General features: G+C 49.5%; 16 protein-coding genes and 1 pseudogene. 11 read left to right on the top strand and 6 right to left on the bottom strand.

The window, feature by feature from the left end; genetic code table 11:
- Positions 1 to 62 precede the first annotated feature (62 nt).
- Entirely contained in the window at positions 63 to 2,009 is a 1,947-nt protein-coding gene (locus tag C8R30_RS10845) for a hypothetical protein (protein ID WP_107790119.1), read from the top strand.
- On the opposite strand, the gene C8R30_RS10850 is transcribed toward C8R30_RS10845, so the two are convergent.
- Positions 1,981 to 4,323 (bottom strand): DNA internalization-related competence protein ComEC/Rec2, encoded by a 2,343-nt coding sequence (locus C8R30_RS10850; RefSeq protein ID WP_338065856.1) that lies wholly within the window; start codon positions 4,321 to 4,323, stop codon positions 1,981 to 1,983. The two genes, C8R30_RS10845 and C8R30_RS10850, sit on opposite strands and share 29 nt — an antisense overlap.
- A gap of 366 nt (positions 4,324 to 4,689) precedes the next feature.
- Between C8R30_RS10850 and C8R30_RS10855 the strand changes: the two are divergent.
- Positions 4,690 to 5,217 (top strand): annotated as a pseudogene (locus tag C8R30_RS10855) (ISAs1 family transposase); the annotation flags it as partial.
- Positions 5,218 to 5,230: 13 nt separating this feature from the next.
- Here C8R30_RS10855 and C8R30_RS10860 read toward each other — a convergent pair.
- The 5 genes from C8R30_RS10860 to C8R30_RS10885 all read right to left on the bottom strand — a co-directional run bounded on the left by C8R30_RS10860 (position 5,231) and on the right by C8R30_RS10885 (position 7,532).
- Positions 5,231 to 5,458 (bottom strand): hypothetical protein, encoded by a 228-nt coding sequence (locus C8R30_RS10860; RefSeq protein WP_090670690.1) that lies wholly within the window; start codon positions 5,456 to 5,458, stop codon positions 5,231 to 5,233.
- 139 nt (positions 5,459 to 5,597) lie between these two features.
- Positions 5,598 to 5,807, bottom strand: coding sequence for a type II toxin-antitoxin system HicB family antitoxin (locus tag C8R30_RS10870; RefSeq protein WP_090670697.1), 210 nt, complete (start codon positions 5,805 to 5,807; stop codon positions 5,598 to 5,600).
- Positions 5,808 to 6,129: 322 nt separating this feature from the next.
- On the bottom strand, positions 6,130 to 6,318 hold the full coding sequence (locus C8R30_RS16175) for a hypothetical protein (RefSeq protein ID WP_204800469.1): 189 nt from the start codon (positions 6,316 to 6,318) through the stop codon (positions 6,130 to 6,132).
- Positions 6,319 to 6,447: 129 nt separating this feature from the next.
- A complete protein-coding gene (locus C8R30_RS10880; protein WP_107790121.1) occupies positions 6,448 to 6,636 on the bottom strand; it encodes an addiction module protein in 189 nt (62 codons plus the stop codon).
- 683 nt (positions 6,637 to 7,319) lie between these two features.
- Positions 7,320 to 7,532 (bottom strand): dodecin family protein, encoded by a 213-nt coding sequence (locus C8R30_RS10885; RefSeq protein WP_090670704.1) that lies wholly within the window; start codon positions 7,530 to 7,532, stop codon positions 7,320 to 7,322.
- A 735-nt stretch (positions 7,533 to 8,267) separates the two neighbouring features.
- Here C8R30_RS10885 and rpe point away from each other — a divergent pair.
- The 9 genes from rpe to C8R30_RS10935 all read left to right on the top strand — a co-directional run bounded on the left by rpe (position 8,268) and on the right by C8R30_RS10935 (position 17,918).
- Entirely contained in the window at positions 8,268 to 8,945 is a 678-nt protein-coding gene (rpe, locus tag C8R30_RS10895; protein WP_090670711.1) for a ribulose-phosphate 3-epimerase, read from the top strand.
- A 39-nt stretch (positions 8,946 to 8,984) separates the two neighbouring features.
- A complete protein-coding gene (locus C8R30_RS10900) occupies positions 8,985 to 9,713 on the top strand; it encodes a phosphoglycolate phosphatase (protein WP_090670714.1) in 729 nt (242 codons plus the stop codon).
- A 106-nt stretch (positions 9,714 to 9,819) separates the two neighbouring features.
- Positions 9,820 to 11,292: an anthranilate synthase component I gene (trpE, locus tag C8R30_RS10905; protein WP_090670719.1), complete on the top strand. Its 1,473-nt coding sequence runs from the start codon at positions 9,820 to 9,822 to the stop codon at positions 11,290 to 11,292.
- A gap of 343 nt (positions 11,293 to 11,635) precedes the next feature.
- Positions 11,636 to 11,965 carry a c-type cytochrome gene (locus tag C8R30_RS10910; protein ID WP_090670722.1) on the top strand — a complete coding sequence of 110 codons (330 nt, stop codon included), beginning with the start codon at positions 11,636 to 11,638 and terminating at the stop codon, positions 11,963 to 11,965.
- Between the two features lie 14 nt (positions 11,966 to 11,979).
- A complete protein-coding gene (locus C8R30_RS10915) occupies positions 11,980 to 12,891 on the top strand; it encodes a hypothetical protein (protein ID WP_090670727.1) in 912 nt (303 codons plus the stop codon).
- A gap of 12 nt (positions 12,892 to 12,903) precedes the next feature.
- Positions 12,904 to 14,448, top strand: a complete 1,545-nt coding sequence (locus tag C8R30_RS10920) for an FAD-binding oxidoreductase (RefSeq protein ID WP_090670730.1) — start codon at positions 12,904 to 12,906, stop codon at positions 14,446 to 14,448.
- 101 nt (positions 14,449 to 14,549) lie between these two features.
- The gene (locus tag C8R30_RS10925; protein ID WP_107790122.1) at positions 14,550 to 15,674 is read left to right on the top strand and encodes an NAD(P)-dependent alcohol dehydrogenase; all 1,125 of its coding nucleotides are present in this window, start codon (positions 14,550 to 14,552) and stop codon (positions 15,672 to 15,674) included.
- Between the two features lie 61 nt (positions 15,675 to 15,735).
- Entirely contained in the window at positions 15,736 to 17,238 is a 1,503-nt protein-coding gene (locus C8R30_RS10930) for an aldehyde dehydrogenase family protein (RefSeq protein WP_107790123.1), read from the top strand.
- Between the two features lie 113 nt (positions 17,239 to 17,351).
- Positions 17,352 to 17,918, top strand: coding sequence for an NADPH-dependent FMN reductase (locus C8R30_RS10935; RefSeq protein WP_090670738.1), 567 nt, complete (start codon positions 17,352 to 17,354; stop codon positions 17,916 to 17,918).
- Positions 17,919 to 17,944 lie beyond the last annotated feature (26 nt).

The raw sequence follows: 17,944 nt of genomic DNA on the forward strand, positions 1-17,944 counted from the left end.
AAATGTTGACGCAGCATATGATTGATATGTAAGGAAACATTTTTTGTGAACAACGACGTATTGTGACGAAACGGGGTAAGCAGGCAATCCGCGAGGCGGATGCTCGCAAATATGGATTTTTAGCGGTGCCCTTAAGTAAAACTCGATCTATACAGGCTGCCCACGAGCCACGCAAACCCGACACGCGCTTTTTGGCTTACCTCGGCAAAGCAGTTATTTGGGGAACGCTCACCTTTTATATCGCCAAGGAATTTGCGAGTCATCACTTCTGGCTGGTTGTGCTCAGCGTCCTGCTATTCAGTATACCGATCGTCATTTGCGGAATATATGGCAATACTATCCGCCAGATTTGGCGATTGACGATTTTTAGAAAACAAGGCTGGTTATTCAAATGGTTGTCCAGTCGTTTTTTTAAATCCATATTCTGGGCACTGTGGGCCCTGGGCACATCGTTTTTCATGCTCATTCAATTTCATGGCTATAACGACCTGGAATGGCTGGCATTTTTTCTGGTTATTCCCGTTTTCTGGCTCGCTTACAAGTTTTGCCGCTATTTTATCGCACAAGAAATCGCGCCCTACCTGGTCACAGAAATGGCCTTGACCTCCGCACGGAGGCTATGCCCCCTGCTCATGTTGATCATTCACTTTGTTTTTATGGCACAGCTTGTAAAGTGGCCGGAATATCTGTTTATCCATGAGGCGATTAGCGCGCAGAAAATCAAATTCGAGGGCTTGGTGAGCAGTGCACTCGTCTCGGAAACCTCCCAGTTTCTGGCTATTTACAATGGGATCAAGGCCTACCTGCTTGGGCAGATCGGTACGCAAAATTCATTCTGGGGATGGCTATTGATCGGAGCGATCGAGTTCATGATCTATTACAACGCGTGCGCTATTCTGAGCTGTTTTCTGATTCCACCAACAGAATTCCGGCGACTATTTCAACCAGCAAGCCATACGGACACCCCGCCACCCCTTTCACCTGGCCATATCGCCACCGCTACCGCCCTATTCACTTTCGTCACTGTTTTTATTTATCTTTATGCTTTTAAAGCCATGGAAGAATGGGTACGCCACACACCGGCTATTGCTGATTCTAGGCAAAATGCCGAAGTATTGGTCGTACAAAAAGTCGAACAAATCGGCGATGTTTTCTATAAAAAAGGTACGATTGCCCAACTTACAGAAGCAAGATTCAATGTCCTTCGTCATGTCGAGCATTCACGAACGAAGTTGGAAAATCAAATCGACTCGGCCTTTGATCGGCTGGAAATGAACGTAGATCATTATCTCGACTGGTATTACAGTCTGGTCGGCGAATACACACGCATCGGCAAATTGCTGATAGGCGAGCTTGAGGCCTTCATGATCGAAAAACTCGAACAGTCATTGATGTACGGAGACCCTTTCCAAGACTTTCAGGCGCTGCTAGATGATTTAGTGTCCACCCATCAAGCAGCAGCACATACTTACCAGGAAACGGCGCAGCGGATCATGCAAGCCAATCGCCTAGATCCTAGCGATAATCCCATTCAGGTCATTCAACAAACAACGCTCCAAGATGTTTTCAATCCAATTGTTCCACAAGATGTAATCAGCTTGCCGTACCGTTTAGGGGGCGGAACAGTCGCAGGCGCAGTAACCGCAGCCGTCACCGGAAAAATCATCGGAAAATTAGCTGGAAAAAATATCCTCAAACTTGCAGCCAGCGCACTGTTCAAAATCACTGCTGGCAAATTGGCTGGTGCCGCAGCCGGTGTAGGTGCTGGTGCGGCTACCGGTGCTGCAATAGGATCGATCGCCCCAGGCGCCGGTACCGTCATCGGCGCAACCGTCGGCGGTATCATCGGCGGACTGAGTGCCGGTATTGCCGTTGATAAAATGTTGATTGAATTGGAGGAGAAAATTAGCCGGGAACAATTCAGAAATGAAATTCTTACTGTCATTCAAGAAGTGAGAACCGAAATTAAAGCACAAATAGTTATCGATCATGCCAGTAGCGCCGATTGATTTCACGCCAACTGCCAATTTCTATCCCAGCACTATTGAATTTCAACAAAACTGCACCATCACGGTCACTGCGCATCACCAAACTCCCCAAATCACGGTAGCGCGCTACAATGTCTTCACGAGGATGGCCAAATGGATTACGGTAACCGATCGTAAAAATCGTAAGACGAGGGTTGATCTGCCGCACAAAAGCATCTGTCGATGAAGTCTTGCTACCATGATGCGGCGCGATCAGAACTGTCGAAGGAAGCAGATGCCCGGCACGCTCGAGCAAGGCCCATTCAGATTCTTTTTCGATATCGGCAGGCAACAGCACGCTGCCATGGCGTGTGGAGATTTTCAACACACAGCTCGCATTGTTGGTTTTCCGGCCGGCCTGCTCATAACGTTGCGGCAGAGGATGCAGTAATTCAAAATGCACACCATCCCATTGCCATGATTCCCCAGCCTCGCATCGCCTACTATCGAGCACGGCCCGCTGGATGGGGTGATCCTCATTCAGTGACGAAGACAACGCTTTCACGGGCAGGGCCGACAACACGGACAGCGCACCACCGCTGTGGTCTGAATCCGCGTGCGAAATCATCATGAGATCGAGTTGCCGGATACCTTCTCCCCGTAGAAACGGTACGATGATACGTTCTCCACTATCGGTTCCTCCAAAAGGTGGTCCGGTATCGTATAGCAGGGTGTGATGCTCGGTACGTGCTACGACAGCCAGGCCTTGTCCAACATCGAGTACCGTCAACCACAGATCGCCGCTTGCTGGTTTAGGGAATGTGACAGCAAACAATGGTAGCAGCGCGACCACTCCGAGCCATCGCATCGGAAAGCCAGAAAAAATACCTAAACCCGATCCTCCTGGCAGAAACAACCAAATGATACCTGCCAACCCTACTACTGCCGTCCACAATGGCGGCGCGTGCTGCTGCCAAACGACTTGCGGCATTTCACTGAACCATTGCAACAAAACCATTCCAGCGCTCAATAGCGCATGTGCAGGGAATAATAGAAAATCAAGATACGGAGTGATTGACAGCAATGTCAATGGCACCACCGCCATGCTGATCAAAGGGATCGCGATCGCATTCGCCAGCGGCGCAACCAGTGACACTTGTTGAAACATGATGAGCAGCAAAGGCGCCAATCCAAGCGTAATCACCCATTGCACACGAACCCAACCGCTGATTGCACCCAATCTCCCGATACGCCCAAATGTCACAAGAGCGATCAAGGCTATCGCACCAAATGACAACCAGAAGCCGGGTGCGATTACAGCCCAGGGATCCAACATCACCACCATCAACAACGCCCCAACGAGAACCGTCGGTAACGAAATCTTCCGATTACACCAGAGTGCGAGGGCAATGATCAACAACATCAAGAATGCTCGTCGGGTAGGCACCGCAAATCCGGCCAAGAGCGCGTAACACAACGCAGCCACCAACCCGCCCGCAGTGGCTATTTTACGGGCTGGCAAGAAGGCAATCAGACGGGCGCTTCTAAGCCATAACCAATAAATGCTTGCAAAAGCGAGCCCCGCGACCATTGTGATGTGCAATCCAGAAATTGCCATAAGATGATTCGTGCCGGTGCGGGTAAAAACTTGCCACTGCTCACGCGGGATGCTGCGCTGATCGCCCACAGCCAGTGTGATTAATACACCTGCATAATCTCGTCCTGTCAATAATTCAGCAAATCGTGCCCTGATCTGCTGACGAATCCGTTCCACCCAATAGGCGGGGTGATTCACCCATTCATCCAACCGGTGATTCAATTCAGAGTCGCGGACATAACCTGTTGCTCGCAGATTGCGCTCGATGGCCTTGGCCTCAAAATCAAATCCATGAGGATTGGCATTGCCGCGAGGCCGCTTCAACCGCACCGTCAATCGCCATCGTTCGCCAACATTAACATCAGGCAGTGAAGCGTCATTGCGTCCCGCTCCTCTCCGACGCGTTTGATACCAACTCAATAGAATGCGTGCTGGCACCTGCGCGCCCGAGGTCAATACCTGCTCTACATCGAATCGGAAACGCACACTGAGATCATTCCGCTGGGGCAGCTCTGCAATCACCCCAATCAGATCGATATCCCGTCCTTCCCATTCGTGTGGTAAAGCATCCGCCATCCGCCAATGCGCCAGCATAGCGGCCCAGAAAAAACCCAATCCAACAAAAAATATACCGGCCGGAAAGGTATAAACTAGCCTCAATGCTGCAGGAACTTTATAGGCACAAAAAGCTAATCCCAAGGCAACTGGCAACAATACGATAGCCCATTGCATAGCAGGTAATTCAGCCTGAAGCTGCAATAAGCAAACGCCTGATACAAAGGCAAGGCTATAGAGAGGGATCAACACCTTTTGAAGTTAGCAAAAATCACAGTGGAAGTACGATACACACGGTCCATGCTTTTAATGCACCTGCTGTCTATATACGACGGTTAATTTTAAAGACTGAACAAATTTTTAACGCGAACATCCACCCAATATAAGGCTGTTGAATGGTATAGATAGGCAGGAATCTTCCATCGTCTTGTACGACGCAATCCTCTACCAGGGTAAGCAGGGCGGCAAATGCACATCATGATGTGTTGTGGGTCATAAGACGGCTTTGTGCATCACTCAAAATAAGTCGACACGGTAGCTGTTGAAGGTGGCGATGAAGCCAAGCAAACCAATGAAATCGGGACATTCATCCCGTTGTTGGGCAATATCGATATTCAAGGCAAAGACATCACCACCGATGCGCTTCTCACACAGCGTAAATTCACCTCCTTTGTAGTAGAGCGAAAGGCGCACTACCACTTTACGGTCAAAGGTAATCGAGCCACGCTCAAGAACGACATCGCATTACTTTTCGAGAATCGAAAGAAATCGGATTTTGTCGAGATCACGCCGCCTAATCACGGTCGAATTGATATCCGTCGCATCTGGTGCAGTGCAGCACTGAATGAATACCTCGATTTCCCGCATGTCGGGCAAGTGTGCCAGATCGAGCGGGAGACCATTTATACGAAAAACGGAAAAGTGACCCTCGAAGTCGTTTTGGGGATAACCAGTCGTACTCCAGAACAGGCAAGCCCGCAGCGCATTCTCAAAGTGAATCGCGGTCACTGGACAATCGAGAATCACTGCCACTATGTGATCGACTGGCATTTCGATGAGGATCGCAGTCGCATCCGTACCGGTCACGGCCGGCCCTGAGAATGCCACTCGCCTACGATGTTTCGCGTGTGGTGTTATTCAGCTCATCTCCAAGGGAAAATCCAGCATCTCTCAGAAAATGCAGCAGTTGAATCGCAATACCCGTCTGGTCTTCGACAATCTTCGTATGACTTCTAACTCTACCCGCAATCGGTCGCTTTGATTTCAGGGGGAGAACAAATTTATCGTGATTAGTCCAATCACTTGCCTTTGAACCCCAACTGCTTTCTGATAAGTTCACAAAGACTCTCCGATTTCCGGATGCCGTGGTACCGGAGCTTGTTTGCCGTTCCGTGGGTTTATATAGAGATCATGCATCCTTCCATGGCGCTTCAAGTAACAACCTGCATCAACCAGCTCTCGAATAAAATTCCCTCGTTTCACACGACATCCACAGCAATATCTTTAGTTTTTACTCCTGGATGAACAATAGGAGTTTCTTCTTCAATCATCAGTAAGTAGGCATCTCTAATGTTTTCCTCGAGTTCTTCAAGTGACTCACCTTGACTGAATACTCCCGGCACTTCCTTCAATTTACCTACATACCATCCATCATCAATCCAATATTCAAGCGTGAATTTCCGCTGCATTTCGCTACCTCATCCGACATTTTCCAAATCAGTCATTCTCAATCCGGCAGGAGTCTAACGACATGCGTGAGCTGCAGCGTGAACGCGCCAGCGGGCACGCTGTTAGCTCCACGCGATGGTGAACGAACCGCTATCGCGGAGAAGTTTTCCCCAATTTTTCGATTCATTCATCATAATCTCCTCATCCCTACAGGGATTTATTTGTGACTTTACCATGAGGAGAATGACGATGGAACATGAATATTCCCAACCTTTTGTTCAGCAGTATGACGAGTAAGGTTAAGTCGTAGCTAGCACGACCTAACCTTACTCGTTCGGCAACTCACACCCTCCCTTTCCAGTAGCCTGGCTCACGATGCAAATGCATTACCGCGACGATCAGAACTCCATCACCTTCTTCGGAGTACAAAACTCCATACGGTAACCGCCGCACCAATGAGCGTCGGACTTCCCCTTCGGGGACCATCCAGACACGCGGATAGGTGATGGCGCGCTGGAGCGCCGAATACACTTCAACTGCAAAATCCTGCCCGAGGCCCGGCTCCGCGTCCTCGTAGTATTGAATGGCTTCAGAAAACCCCGCCTCCGCGTCCGAATGAAAGTGAAAACTCATCCTTCAAACCTTTTCCATAGCAAAAACCTACTCGCCCGGGACGGCTGCCACAGTACCCGACCGGATCTCTTCCAGACGTTTCCGAGCAACTGCCGCCCATTTCTTATCAATTCCTGACTCCGGCGGATTCAGACTGCGAAGAAGCGCGTCAACCACCATAGCCCGCTCTTCCACAGGCAAAGACTCTGCTTCATTGATTAGATCTTTAATCTTCATGCCATTACCTTAAATCTCGAAAGTCTTTCTGCCGAACGTAAAGTAGACACCAATAAACAACTAAATCTTCATTGATGCCGGCGGATAAAATAGTATTGGGAAACTATGGGGAAACAAATCTTGCCCCAAATCGATAAGTTGCATATTTTTTAATCTACCTTGAGTTTAGATAACCAAGTTATCAGCCACACCCACTATGTCAACCGCATCCAAGCATTCGCAGCAGCTCAAATTGCTCGCTCAGGTGGTCAGCCGTTTGCATAAAAATGGGGGATACGCTACCAAAACAGATCAGATTCAGAACCAAGAATTTTTATTCTTGCGAACAACAACCCCAATCGTCGTTGGGTGCAATTAATAAAACTCTGCAATTTCTCGCTGGCTGTGCACCTGTTTTGTAAGCAGTAATGATCGCCGTTTTGCGGTCTTTGTATTGCGCTGCAATTTCAGACAAAAGCTTTGCCATCGGCCGCTTTTGTTGTTGGGATATATTTAGTGCCAGCCCGAAAATCCTCTAGCAAAAACGGGATCACTCATTGTGTTCAAGACCCCATTGTGCTGTGCAAACGCCTCTCCAAGATTTTCTCGGGCGTCGGTGACTGTTTTTGCTTGGCTGGCGATATCAAGTTCTGGTTCGATGTCTACATAGGTTGTAGCCGGTTTCTATCTGCGCCACTGCTAACTCAACCTTCTTCGTATTTGAATGACACCTTGACCTTGGCCCGGTAGGTAACAATCTTGCCGTCTTCCAATTGCATATCTAGTTCTACCACCTCGGCAATGCGCAGATCGCGTAATGTTTGGGCGGCACGCTCTACGGCCGCAGCTGCCGCCTTTTCCCAAGACTCGGAACTGGTCCCTACTAACTCGATAACTTTGTAAACACTTTCAGACATAGCAAAACTCCCTTGAAAATAGCGATCGGGGAAACAAATTCCTGGTTCACTCTAACTCATTCAATAATTGAATTAACCCGTTATTGAAACGGGTTGTCGTATTCTTACTATCTGAATGGAAAATTACGCCATAGGTTGGCCGATGCCTGAAATTTAATCATTCTCAGCGCATCCAGCATGATATCCTGAGCCGTCCTTCCCCCTCTTGACCATCCTACCATTTCATAGCTGAACAGCGAGTACATAGCATAAGTAAAGCCAGCCTGTTTTCCAGATGTAGGTGATATTGGGCAGCCATACTTTATTCTGTCGTCCAGCCAAAATTTTGTTCCAACTAGTTCGGCGTATCCGGTAATTGATGATTCGAATCGGATGGACGTAGCCCTGCTCATTCTAACTACAAATATGCCTGAAGGGGCATTTTATTTTTATTGCTGCAAGGAAATAATCTCGGAACATCGATTGGCGTTCAGTGCAACAAGCACATCATAAAAGCGAATGAGGTTGCGCCTCGGTCGGGAAGCCAAAGTAGCCAATCATCACGTGACAAATCAGCTTCTAGCAGATCATGCTCTTCTCCTCAATGAGCGCACTGTAGCGGGCCAAAGCCAAAGCTTTACTCGGCTGCGGGTGTGACGGATGACAAAGAAATGAGTAACAGAAGATTAACATTAACGCGAAATGCTCATTTACGGTTAAAATGCACGATTTAATATTCTAGAGGCTAATTCAATCATGTATCGCATTGCTCCGAGTATTCTATCGGCAAATTTCGCTAAGCTAGGCGAGGAAATCACCAATGTGCTCGATTCGGGCGCGGATATCATTCACTTTGATGTCATGGATAACCACTACGTCCCTAATCTGACGATTGGCCCATTGGTATGTGAGGCGATTCGCCCTCTGACCAAGGCGATTATCGATGTTCATTTGATGGTTGAACCTGTAGACCGTATCATTCCTGATTTTGCCAAGGCTGGCGCAAACATTATTTCCTTCCACCCCGAAGCATCCAGGCATATCGACCGTACCATTGGTCTGATCAAGGAACAAGGGTGTAAAGCCGGCTTGGTATTCAATCCGGCCACACCACTCAGCTATCTCGACCACGTTTTGGATAAATTGGATTTAGTGCTCATCATGTCGGTTAACCCCGGATTTGGCGGCCAAGCGTTTATCCCTGAGGCACTCAATAAATTACAAGCTGTACGGAAGCGTATCGATGCCAGCGGAAAAGATATCTGGCTAGAAATCGATGGTGGAGTGAAAGTTGATAACATCGCCGAAATCGCCCGTGCAGGAGCGGATACTTTTGTTGCCGGATCCGCTATTTATGGCGCCGGTAAAGATAGCGACCCGCATCGCTATGACACCATCGTCTCGGCCATGCGCGCCGAGCTGGCAAAAGTTTAAATTTGCACAATTACCCTATATCAATCAAACAGATCACTAATGGATCAAGATAATTTACAACGCGCTGTTAACTACACGAATAAAATAGCATTCCCTATCCCGATTAAAGTCGTCGTTATCGATCTGGATGGGACGTTACTCGATACAGCCGCCGATCTCGCTCATGCAGCGAACAAAATGCTGCTGGAACTCGGCAAACCCGAATTACCACTCGCTACCATTCAATCGTTTATTGGCAAGGGTATACAAAAATTGGTAAAACGATCGCTGACCAATAGCCTGGATACCGAACCGGACGCCGAATTGTTCGCCAAAGCGCTGCCCATCTATGAGCGGAATTATCGTGAGCATTTATACACGTATACCCGCCCCTACCCCGGTGTGGTCGAAGGATTGAATGCGCTGAAACAGAATGGGTTTCAATTGGCTTGTATCACCAACAAAGCAGAGGCATTCACCTTACCATTATTGCGGGCGACAAACTTGCTGGCGTATTTTGAGCTCGTCTTATCGGGTGACAGTTTGCCTAAAAAGAAACCAGACCCATTGCCTCTGTTGCATGCCTGCAAATACTTCCACATAGTACCACATGAATTGCTGTTGATTGGCGATTCGCTCAATGACGCGATTGCAGCACGCGCGGCAGGCTGCAACATTTTCTGCGTCCCCTATGGGTATAATGAAGGGCGTGATGTACGCGAGTTAGATTGTGATGCAATCGTACCTACGCTGTTTGAAGCGTCTAAATTAATCAAAAAAGTGATTTGAATTTTCACGATCTTCACACCGTTCACTGCCTGTAAAATACGCGCTTCGATGATTTCCCATGATCCATCTATTTTTAAGCCACATCCAGTTTTGAAAAGGTGAATGTGTGACACAGAGTGAATTCAACGATTTGGCAGCGCAAGGATACAATCGCATTCCCTTGGTACTGGAAACGTTCGCCGATCTCGATACCCCTCTTTCAGTTTATCTCAAACTGGCCAATCAACCGTATTCATACCTATTGGAATCCGTGCTGGGCGGTGAGCGTTTTGGGCGTTATTCTGTCATAGGCTTGCCCGCAAAAACACGCCTAGAAGCGTATGGGAACGAGATCGAAATTATCGGTGGAGCAGATTCTAAGAAAATCAGTGTCAACAATGTGCTGGATTTTATCGAATCCTACCTTGCTGATTTCAACATTGCACCCCATACCGATCTGCCCCGCTTTTGCGGCGGATTGGTGGGTTATTTCGCATATGACACGGTCAGGTACATCGAACCCAGACTAGCCGGCCGCGCGCGTCCGGATACCTTGCATACACCCGATGTATTGTTATTGCTATCCGAAGAATTAGCGGTCGTAGATAACCTTTCCGGAAAACTTTACCTCATTATCTATCTCGACCCAACCCTGGATAATGCTTATGAGACAGGCAGGAAACGGCTCAAGGAGCTACTAAGCCGACTGCGTCAACCCCTCACCATTCCAATCGAAAAGCCGACCGAGTCAGGTTCGGCTGTGTGTGAATTCAGCGAAGCTGAATTTATCGCTGCGGTAGAACGTGCTAAACACTATATCGTCGAAGGCGACATCATGCAGGTTGTGCTTTCTCAACGCACCAGCAAACCCTATTCTGCCTCTCCGCTCGCACTTTATCGTGCGCTGCGCAGCCTCAACCCCTCACCTTACATGTTCTACTATCATCTGGAACATTTCCATATCGTCGGCGCTTCACCCGAGATTTTGGTACGATTGGAAAATGACACCGTCACAGTGCGGCCGATTGCTGGAACACGCCCACGCGGCAAAAACTTACAAGAAGATTCGGCTTTAGCAGCGGATTTACTGGCTGACCCCAAAGAGCGTGCTGAGCATGTCATGTTGATGGATTTAGGACGTAATGATATCGGACGAGTTGCCCAAATTGGCACAGTCAATGTTACTGAAAACATGCAAATCGAGCATTACTCGCACGTCATGCATATCGTCTCTAACGTGGAAGGTAAGCTCAAGCCAGGACTGAATGCCATTGACGTCTTACGCGCCACTTTCCCAGCCGGCACCGTCAGCGGCGCGCCCAAAGTCAGAGCCATGGAGATCATCGATGAGCTGGAAATCTCCAAGCGCGGTATTTATGCCGGTGCAGTCGGCTACCTTGGCTTTAATGGCGACATGGACCTTGCCATCGCGATCCGCACCGGCATCATCAAGGATGGTAAATTACATGTCCAAGCAGGTGCCGGCATCGTGGCCGACTCGGTGCCACAAAGCGAATGGGTTGAAACACAAAACAAGGCAAAAGCACTATTGCGTGCCGCCGAGATTGCAGAAAGCGGGCTCGATAGTCAAATCGACTAAGTTGCCAACCATATTCACAACAAGGAATCTATGATCTGATTTACCTCGCAGATCATCGTTTAGCACGGGGCCGTTCCGCGTAGCTACCTGCGGGTGATAACAGCACGGCAACCTATTGTGCATTCATTAAATTTTCAAAGTACGCGTCAATACGGTATTTGACTCGGAAACAGGCCTGCTAAAAACATTTTGAGGAATACTGAAAACTCTGCTAATCTGCAATAGGCTTTCTTATAACGCAAAAGCCAGCAGGGATGCACCTAAGATTGGATTGGACGAACACATCCCAAATTTAATTTAGATCCACTTCTAAATTTTTATTAGATTTCTCCGGAGGGTCAATATGAATATGGCAAAGTGGGGAAAAAATCTATTCATACTTATATCTACAGCCATCTTTGTGAACGGCCATGCTTGGTCAGCACCGCCAGATACCTCTCCCCAAGGCTTTGCATGGAAGGATAGTGCGGAAATCTATGCCAAGATTTGCGCTTATTGTCATGAAGCCCAGGTAGCTCCCCCTATACGCAATCGCTCACTGCCTCCCGAGTATATCCGTGCAGTTGTCCGTAATGGAAACCGGGCGATGCCCGCTTTTCGCGCTTCGGTAATTGATGACGAGTCGTTAGCCAAGCTTGCTGACTTCGTTTCAAAAAGCGAAACGGGATATTAAGGGAGCCCCTCATTATGGATAAAACTCGACGCAATCTCATTAAAGGCATGCTCACCGGCGGCACTTTGCTCGCACTCGGTGTACCCGGCATGGCACCAGCAATTATCGTGAACCCAGTAGCGAGCGGAAGCGTTCACCCAAGCCGTTTACTTCTCGGAAATACACCGATCAGCGAAGTCTTCATCAAGGGTGCCAATGCAGCTTGGGCTGCCCACACCCATAGCCAGCAAGGATTATTGCCGATAGCGAAGCTAGAAGATATTCTCTTCGATAATCCAGCAGGTACTGCTGACCTATTACGACAACCCCGCCCTCTCCGTTGGATCGCAATCACCGATGAAGCCCATGCCGCGATATTGACTGAATTGATCCGTAACATCGACGGCCGGCTGCTCGCGCTCGGTTTTCATATTTATTCCGCCAATGATGCGCTCATACCGCTTCGCCATCGCTGGACAACTGCATCACCCGCGTACAGCGTGGGAGAAAAACTCGCGACGATGCTCATTCAAAACCAGCCTCAATTTTCTATCGTTGAAAACTTTCTTGAAAAACCAGTCGTTCGTAATGAGGATGAGGCGCTGCCCATAGCTGGTTTCAGCGCTTATCGGTCAACCGAGCAAGATGTCCGCGATCTTCATTGCGCAGGCCTTCCCCCCAGTGAGGCAAATGTATTAATCGGTGAAAAGACGGCGCACAGCTGGCAGCCCCGCTTTTCCGGCACATCCTCTGGCGGCCCGGATGTACCCAAACTTGAGAACTGGGTAGAAATGACCAGCTTTGCCTTAGTGACAACTGCACTGGGCATCAATAGCCATCAAACATCGTGCACGAGCCGCGCTTTCGTTTGCAGATCGAATCAGCGTAACCTGCATACAGAAGTATTTGCAGGCACGCATTTTGTCTCGTTTATATTTGACGTGTAGGGAGAATACAGCATGGCCAGTAAATATATTGCACTGCCCAAGGGCGTGTCTGAGACAGTTTTCGATACGGCCATTAGCCGTTTCCGAGAGATACTTGGCGACACCGCCGTCCTTACCAACGCAGAGCAGCTCGCACCTTATATCAAGACCATGATGCCCGTTCCCGATGCCGATCATGCGCCTTCAGCCGCACTGCTTGCGACGACGGTCGAACAGATCCAGAAAATCGTTGCCATCTGTAATCAATACAAGGTGCCGATCTGGACGATTTCAACAGGCAAAAACTTTGGTTATGGTTCTGCAGCACCCGTAGAACGCGGTCAAGTCGTGCTCGACCTCAAGCGCATGAACCGCATTCTTGAAGTCGATAAAGATTTGGCCTACGCTTTGGTTGAGCCTGGCGTGACCTACCAGCAGCTATACGATTATATCGATGAACATCAGTTAGGCTTATGGTTATCCGTGCCTGCACCCTCCGCGATCGCCGGACCGGTTGGCAATACACTGGATCGCGGGGTGGGTTACACGCCCTATGGCGAACACTTCTTGTTCGCCTGTGGTATGGAAGTCGTGTTGGCCAATGGTGAGGTATTGCGCACCGGCATGGGCTCGATGCCCAATTCCAATACTTGGCAAGTCTTCAAATGGGGGTATGGTCCCTATCTGGATGGGATTTTCACACAATCCAACTACGGTATTGTCACCAAATTCGGTTTCTGGCTCATGCCGGCTCCACCGGCATATAAACCCTTCGTCATTCAATACGAGCATGAAGAGGATATCGTGGAGATCGTCGAAACGATCCGCCCCCTGCGCATCAGTGGCGTCATTCCCAACGCAATCGTGATTGCACACGCACTGTATGAAGCACCCGTGAAAGCCCGACGCAGCGATTATGTGTCAGGGCCAGGTGCAATTCCGGATGAAGCCGTCCGTAAAATCAGCAAAGATCATAAACTGGGTATCTGGAATGTCTATGCCGCGCTCTATGGAACGCAGGAGCAAATCGATGTGAACTGGCAGATTGTTACGCAGGCCTTTAAGCAATCAGGCAAAGCCAAGATCCTGACCGAACAAGAAATGGGTGATGATCCAGCCTTTAACTACCGTGCCAAACTGATGCGTGGAGATATGACGCTGACGGAATTTTCCTTATACAACTGGCGCGGGGGCGGGGGCTCTATGTGGTTTGCGCCTGTTTCCCAAGCACGTGGCAGCGAAACACTCAAGCAGATGGCACTGACCAAGCAGATTCTTGCAAAATACGGGTTGGATTACTCGGGTGAATTCATCGTGGGTATGCGTGACATGCACCACATTGTCGATGTGCTATACGATAAGACCGATCCTGCGCAGACCCAAGCAGCATACCAGTGCTTTGATGAGTTGCTTACCGTATTCTCGGCGCAAGGCTATGGTACCTACCGCGTCAATACCGCTTTTATGGACAAAGTGGCGGAAACCTACGGGCCGGTACAGCGCAAAATTCATAAAACACTCAAAGATGCACTGGATCCGAACGGCATACTCGCACCGGGAAAATCGGGAATTCGATAGTATCTGCCACGCCCATTGCCGATAACATCGATTCGAATACCTGCAAGTAGCAGCGCTATTGCTGACAAGGAAACAATAACCACCTTCAATCAGGAGGGCAGATGAGAAAAATCCAAGCCGCGGTTGTCCGTCAAAAAGGCGGACCTTTTCAGATCGAGGAGCTATTGCAGGATGAACCCCACTCAAATGAAGTGCGTGTTCGCATCATCGCCGTGGGCATGTGTCATACCGATATGGTCGCACGCGATCAGCTTTATGACGTGCCGCTCCCAGTAGTACTTGGGCACGAAGGCTCAGGTATCGTTGAACAAGTGGGCAGTAGTGTAAACAAAGTAGTAGTGGGCGATCACGTCGTTCTGACCTATATGTGGTGCGGACACTGCAAACCCTGCCTCCGTGGTGATTCAACCTATTGCTCCCACTTTTACGCGCTCAATTTTGGAGGTGCACGCGAAGATGGCAGTACGTCTACTTTTGAATCAAATTCCGCGCAAACCTCGGTACACGATCATTTTTTTGGCCAATCATCCTTCGCTACATTTGCTCTGGCACATGAACGTAACGTCATCAAGGTATCGAGAGACGCACCTCTTGAATTATTGGGTCCACTTGGCTGCGGTATTCAAACGGGCGCAGGCGCGGTCATGAATGCATTAAAAGTCAACCCTGGCAGCAGTTTCGTAGCATTTGGCGGCGGCGCAGTTGGGCTAAGCGCCATCATGGCCGCGCGTGTGGCAGGTGCGACAACCATCATCGCTGCCGATGTGGTCCCTTCTCGTCTGGCGCTGGCGATGGAACTCGGTGCAACCCACACGATAAATAGCCGTGAAGCCGATCCCGTCGAAGCCGTTCATGCCATAACTGCCGGTGGCGCTGATTTCGCGCTGGAATCAAGCGGACGGCCTGCCGTTTTGCGTCAAGCGATCGATGCACTCGCGATACGCGGTACATGCGGAATCGTCGGCGCGCCCGCATTAGGCACTGAAGCGAACTTCGATGTGAATGGCGTGATGACGACGGGAAAGCGCATCATTGGAATTATCGAGGGTGACAGCCAGCCCGATCTTTTTATTCCTGCCCTCGTCGAACTTTATAAACAAGGGAGATTTCCATTCGATAAACTGGTGAAATTTTACTCACTCGACCAAATCAACCAGGCGGCTGAAGACAGCGAGAAAGGCGTGACGATCAAGCCCATTATTCGATTGCATTCACTCCCCATGTGAAATTTCATTTCGCTGATCGCGGCTTCTGCCTCCGAATTTGCCCACAGGGAGAAAACAGACTATGACAATAAATGAACAATCCCATTTACCCTATACAAATTTCGATCAACTCCCTATCAACGGACAATGGCGGCATGGGAAGGGCGCGAAAGTTCTTCGCGACTTGAACCCCTATGATGGCAGCACGCTGGTCGAAATACCTCACGCCAATCGCGACGATCTGGATGAAGCTTACCGTGGCGCTCAACAGGCACAACTTTCCTGGGCATCGTTATTGCCAGGCGAGCGGGCAGCCGTCATGCGGCGGGCCGCACACATCATGGAAGTTCGGCGGGAAGAGATTGTCGCCTGGCTGATCCATGAATCGGGCGGCACACGCATCAAAGCCAACTTGGAATGGAAGGCAGTGCATGGCGTGCTGCTGGAAGCGGCCACATTGCCTTATTTGGTAGAAGGGCGGATTCTGCCTGCCGATATTCCCGGTAAGGAAAGCCGCATGTACCGCAAACCAGTCGGTGTTGTCGGCGTCATCAGCCCCTGGAATTGGCCCTTACAACTGACCGTCCGGTCGGCTGCCCCCGCGCTCGCTGTCGGTAACGCTGTAGTCGTCAAACCTGCCAGCGACACGCCGATCACGGGCGGGTTGCTGCTCGCAAAAATTTTCGAAGAAGCGGGACTCCCTCCCGGTGTATTCAGCGTGATAGTCGGTGCAGGGAGTGAAATTGGCGATGCCTTTGTCACCCACCCTGCTCCACGCGTCATTTCGTTCACGGGCTCAACGCCCGTTGGGCGGAATATTGCCAAACTGTCAGCAGAAAGTTCAGTGTTGAAGCGACTCGAACTGGAGCTAGGTGGCAATGGCCCTTTTGTCGTTCTGCAAGACGCCGAACTGGAACAAGCCGTGGAAGCCGCCGTGTTCGGTAAATTTCTCCATCAAGGGCAGACCTGCATGAGTATCAACCGCTTTATTGTCGATGAACGCGTCCACGATGAATTTCTGGAGCGCTTGGCTAATCGGGTACGACAATTGAAAGTGGGTGATCCAGCTGCCCCTGATACCTTGATCGGTCCCGTTATCAATGAATCTCAGCTCAATGGACTGCGTAGCAAAATCCAGGATGCCATCTCAGCAGGCGCATGCCAGGTCGTCGGTGGCGATGCGCAAGGTCTTGTTCTTCCGCCGCATCTATTCTCTCAAGTCACCAACCAGATGGCATTGGCACAAACGGAATCTTTTGGTCCGATCGCGCCGATCATACGCGCGCGGAATGAGGAAGAGGCATTGAACATCGCTAACGATACTGAATTAGGGCTGGCCGCCGCTGTATTTACACGGGATGCCGAACGCGGGCTCCGCTTTGCGCAGCGACTCGAAACGGGCATGGCTCACGTCAATGATCAGCCGGTCAATGATCTGCCCTACAACCCTTTCGGTGGTGAGAAAAATTCAGGAGTTGGCCGTTTCAATGGTGTTTGGGCCATTGCTGCATTCACGACCGATCAATGGATAACCGTTCAACATACCCCACGCCACTACCCTTTTAATGCGACGATGCTTACCTGATAAAAGATAAAATGTGGATTATCCACTGAACGGAAACCACCATAAGAAACAATAGCGCCCGACTATTTCCTCCTTTCAGGATTTCATCATTACTCTCGTGAACAAGAAAAACAATGAAGTTAAAACTCCAAATTATTATCTGCAGCACACGACCTGGACGGATTGGGCCGTATGTCGCTCAATGGTTCCATGGCATAGCATTACAGCATGGCCAGTTTGAAGTCTCGCTGATTGACCTCGCTACATTTAACCTTCCGGTATATGATGAGCCGGAACATCCTGTTCTGCAACGGTATCGGCATGAACACACTAAAAACTGGGCTGCCAGTGTCAATGCAGCAGATGCTTATGTTTTCGTTACCCCCGAATACAACTTTGGCCCACCTCCATCGCTTTTGAATGCGCTCAACTATGTTTACAAAGAGTGGAATTATAAACCTGCCGGTATGGTCAGCTATGGTGGTGTTTCAGGTGGGCTCCGCTCTGCACTGGTCGAGAAATTGACCTTGACGACTTTAAAAATGATGCCTATGGTAGAAGCTGTGGCTATTCAGAACGTTTCTTCACACCTTGATGAAGACAAGCGGTTTAAGCCGAGTGAACATCATATCAACTCAGGCGCATCGCTACTCAATGAGCTTTATAAATGGGCGCAAGCACTTAAAACGATAAGATCGTAATCACAACGCAATATCAGTAAACCGGC

It is taken from the genome of Nitrosomonas nitrosa, from assembly GCF_003051105.1.
GTDB lineage: Bacteria > Pseudomonadota > Gammaproteobacteria > Burkholderiales > Nitrosomonadaceae > Nitrosomonas > Nitrosomonas nitrosa.

Excerpts from the sequence above, each read along its gene's own strand:
- C8R30_RS10885 (WP_090670704.1), bottom strand. The coding sequence starts at position 7,532 with ATGTCTGAAAGTGTTTACAAAGTTATCGAGTTAGTAGGGACCAGTTCC.
- C8R30_RS10900 (WP_090670714.1), top strand. The coding sequence starts at position 8,985 with ATGGATCAAGATAATTTACAACGCGCTGTTAACTACACGAATAAAATA.
- C8R30_RS10935 (WP_090670738.1), top strand. The coding sequence starts at position 17,352 with ATGAAGTTAAAACTCCAAATTATTATCTGCAGCACACGACCTGGACGG.
- C8R30_RS10920 (WP_090670730.1), top strand. The coding sequence starts at position 12,904 with ATGGCCAGTAAATATATTGCACTGCCCAAGGGCGTGTCTGAGACAGTT.
- C8R30_RS10925 (WP_107790122.1), top strand. The coding sequence starts at position 14,550 with ATGAGAAAAATCCAAGCCGCGGTTGTCCGTCAAAAAGGCGGACCTTTT.
- C8R30_RS10930 (WP_107790123.1), top strand. The coding sequence starts at position 15,736 with ATGACAATAAATGAACAATCCCATTTACCCTATACAAATTTCGATCAA.
- C8R30_RS10910 (WP_090670722.1), top strand. The coding sequence starts at position 11,636 with ATGAATATGGCAAAGTGGGGAAAAAATCTATTCATACTTATATCTACA.
- C8R30_RS10880 (WP_107790121.1), bottom strand. The coding sequence starts at position 6,636 with ATGAAGATTAAAGATCTAATCAATGAAGCAGAGTCTTTGCCTGTGGAA.
- C8R30_RS10870 (WP_090670697.1), bottom strand. The coding sequence starts at position 5,807 with ATGCAGCGGAAATTCACGCTTGAATATTGGATTGATGATGGATGGTAT.
- rpe (WP_090670711.1), top strand. The coding sequence starts at position 8,268 with ATGTATCGCATTGCTCCGAGTATTCTATCGGCAAATTTCGCTAAGCTA.
- C8R30_RS10915 (WP_090670727.1), top strand. The coding sequence starts at position 11,980 with ATGGATAAAACTCGACGCAATCTCATTAAAGGCATGCTCACCGGCGGC.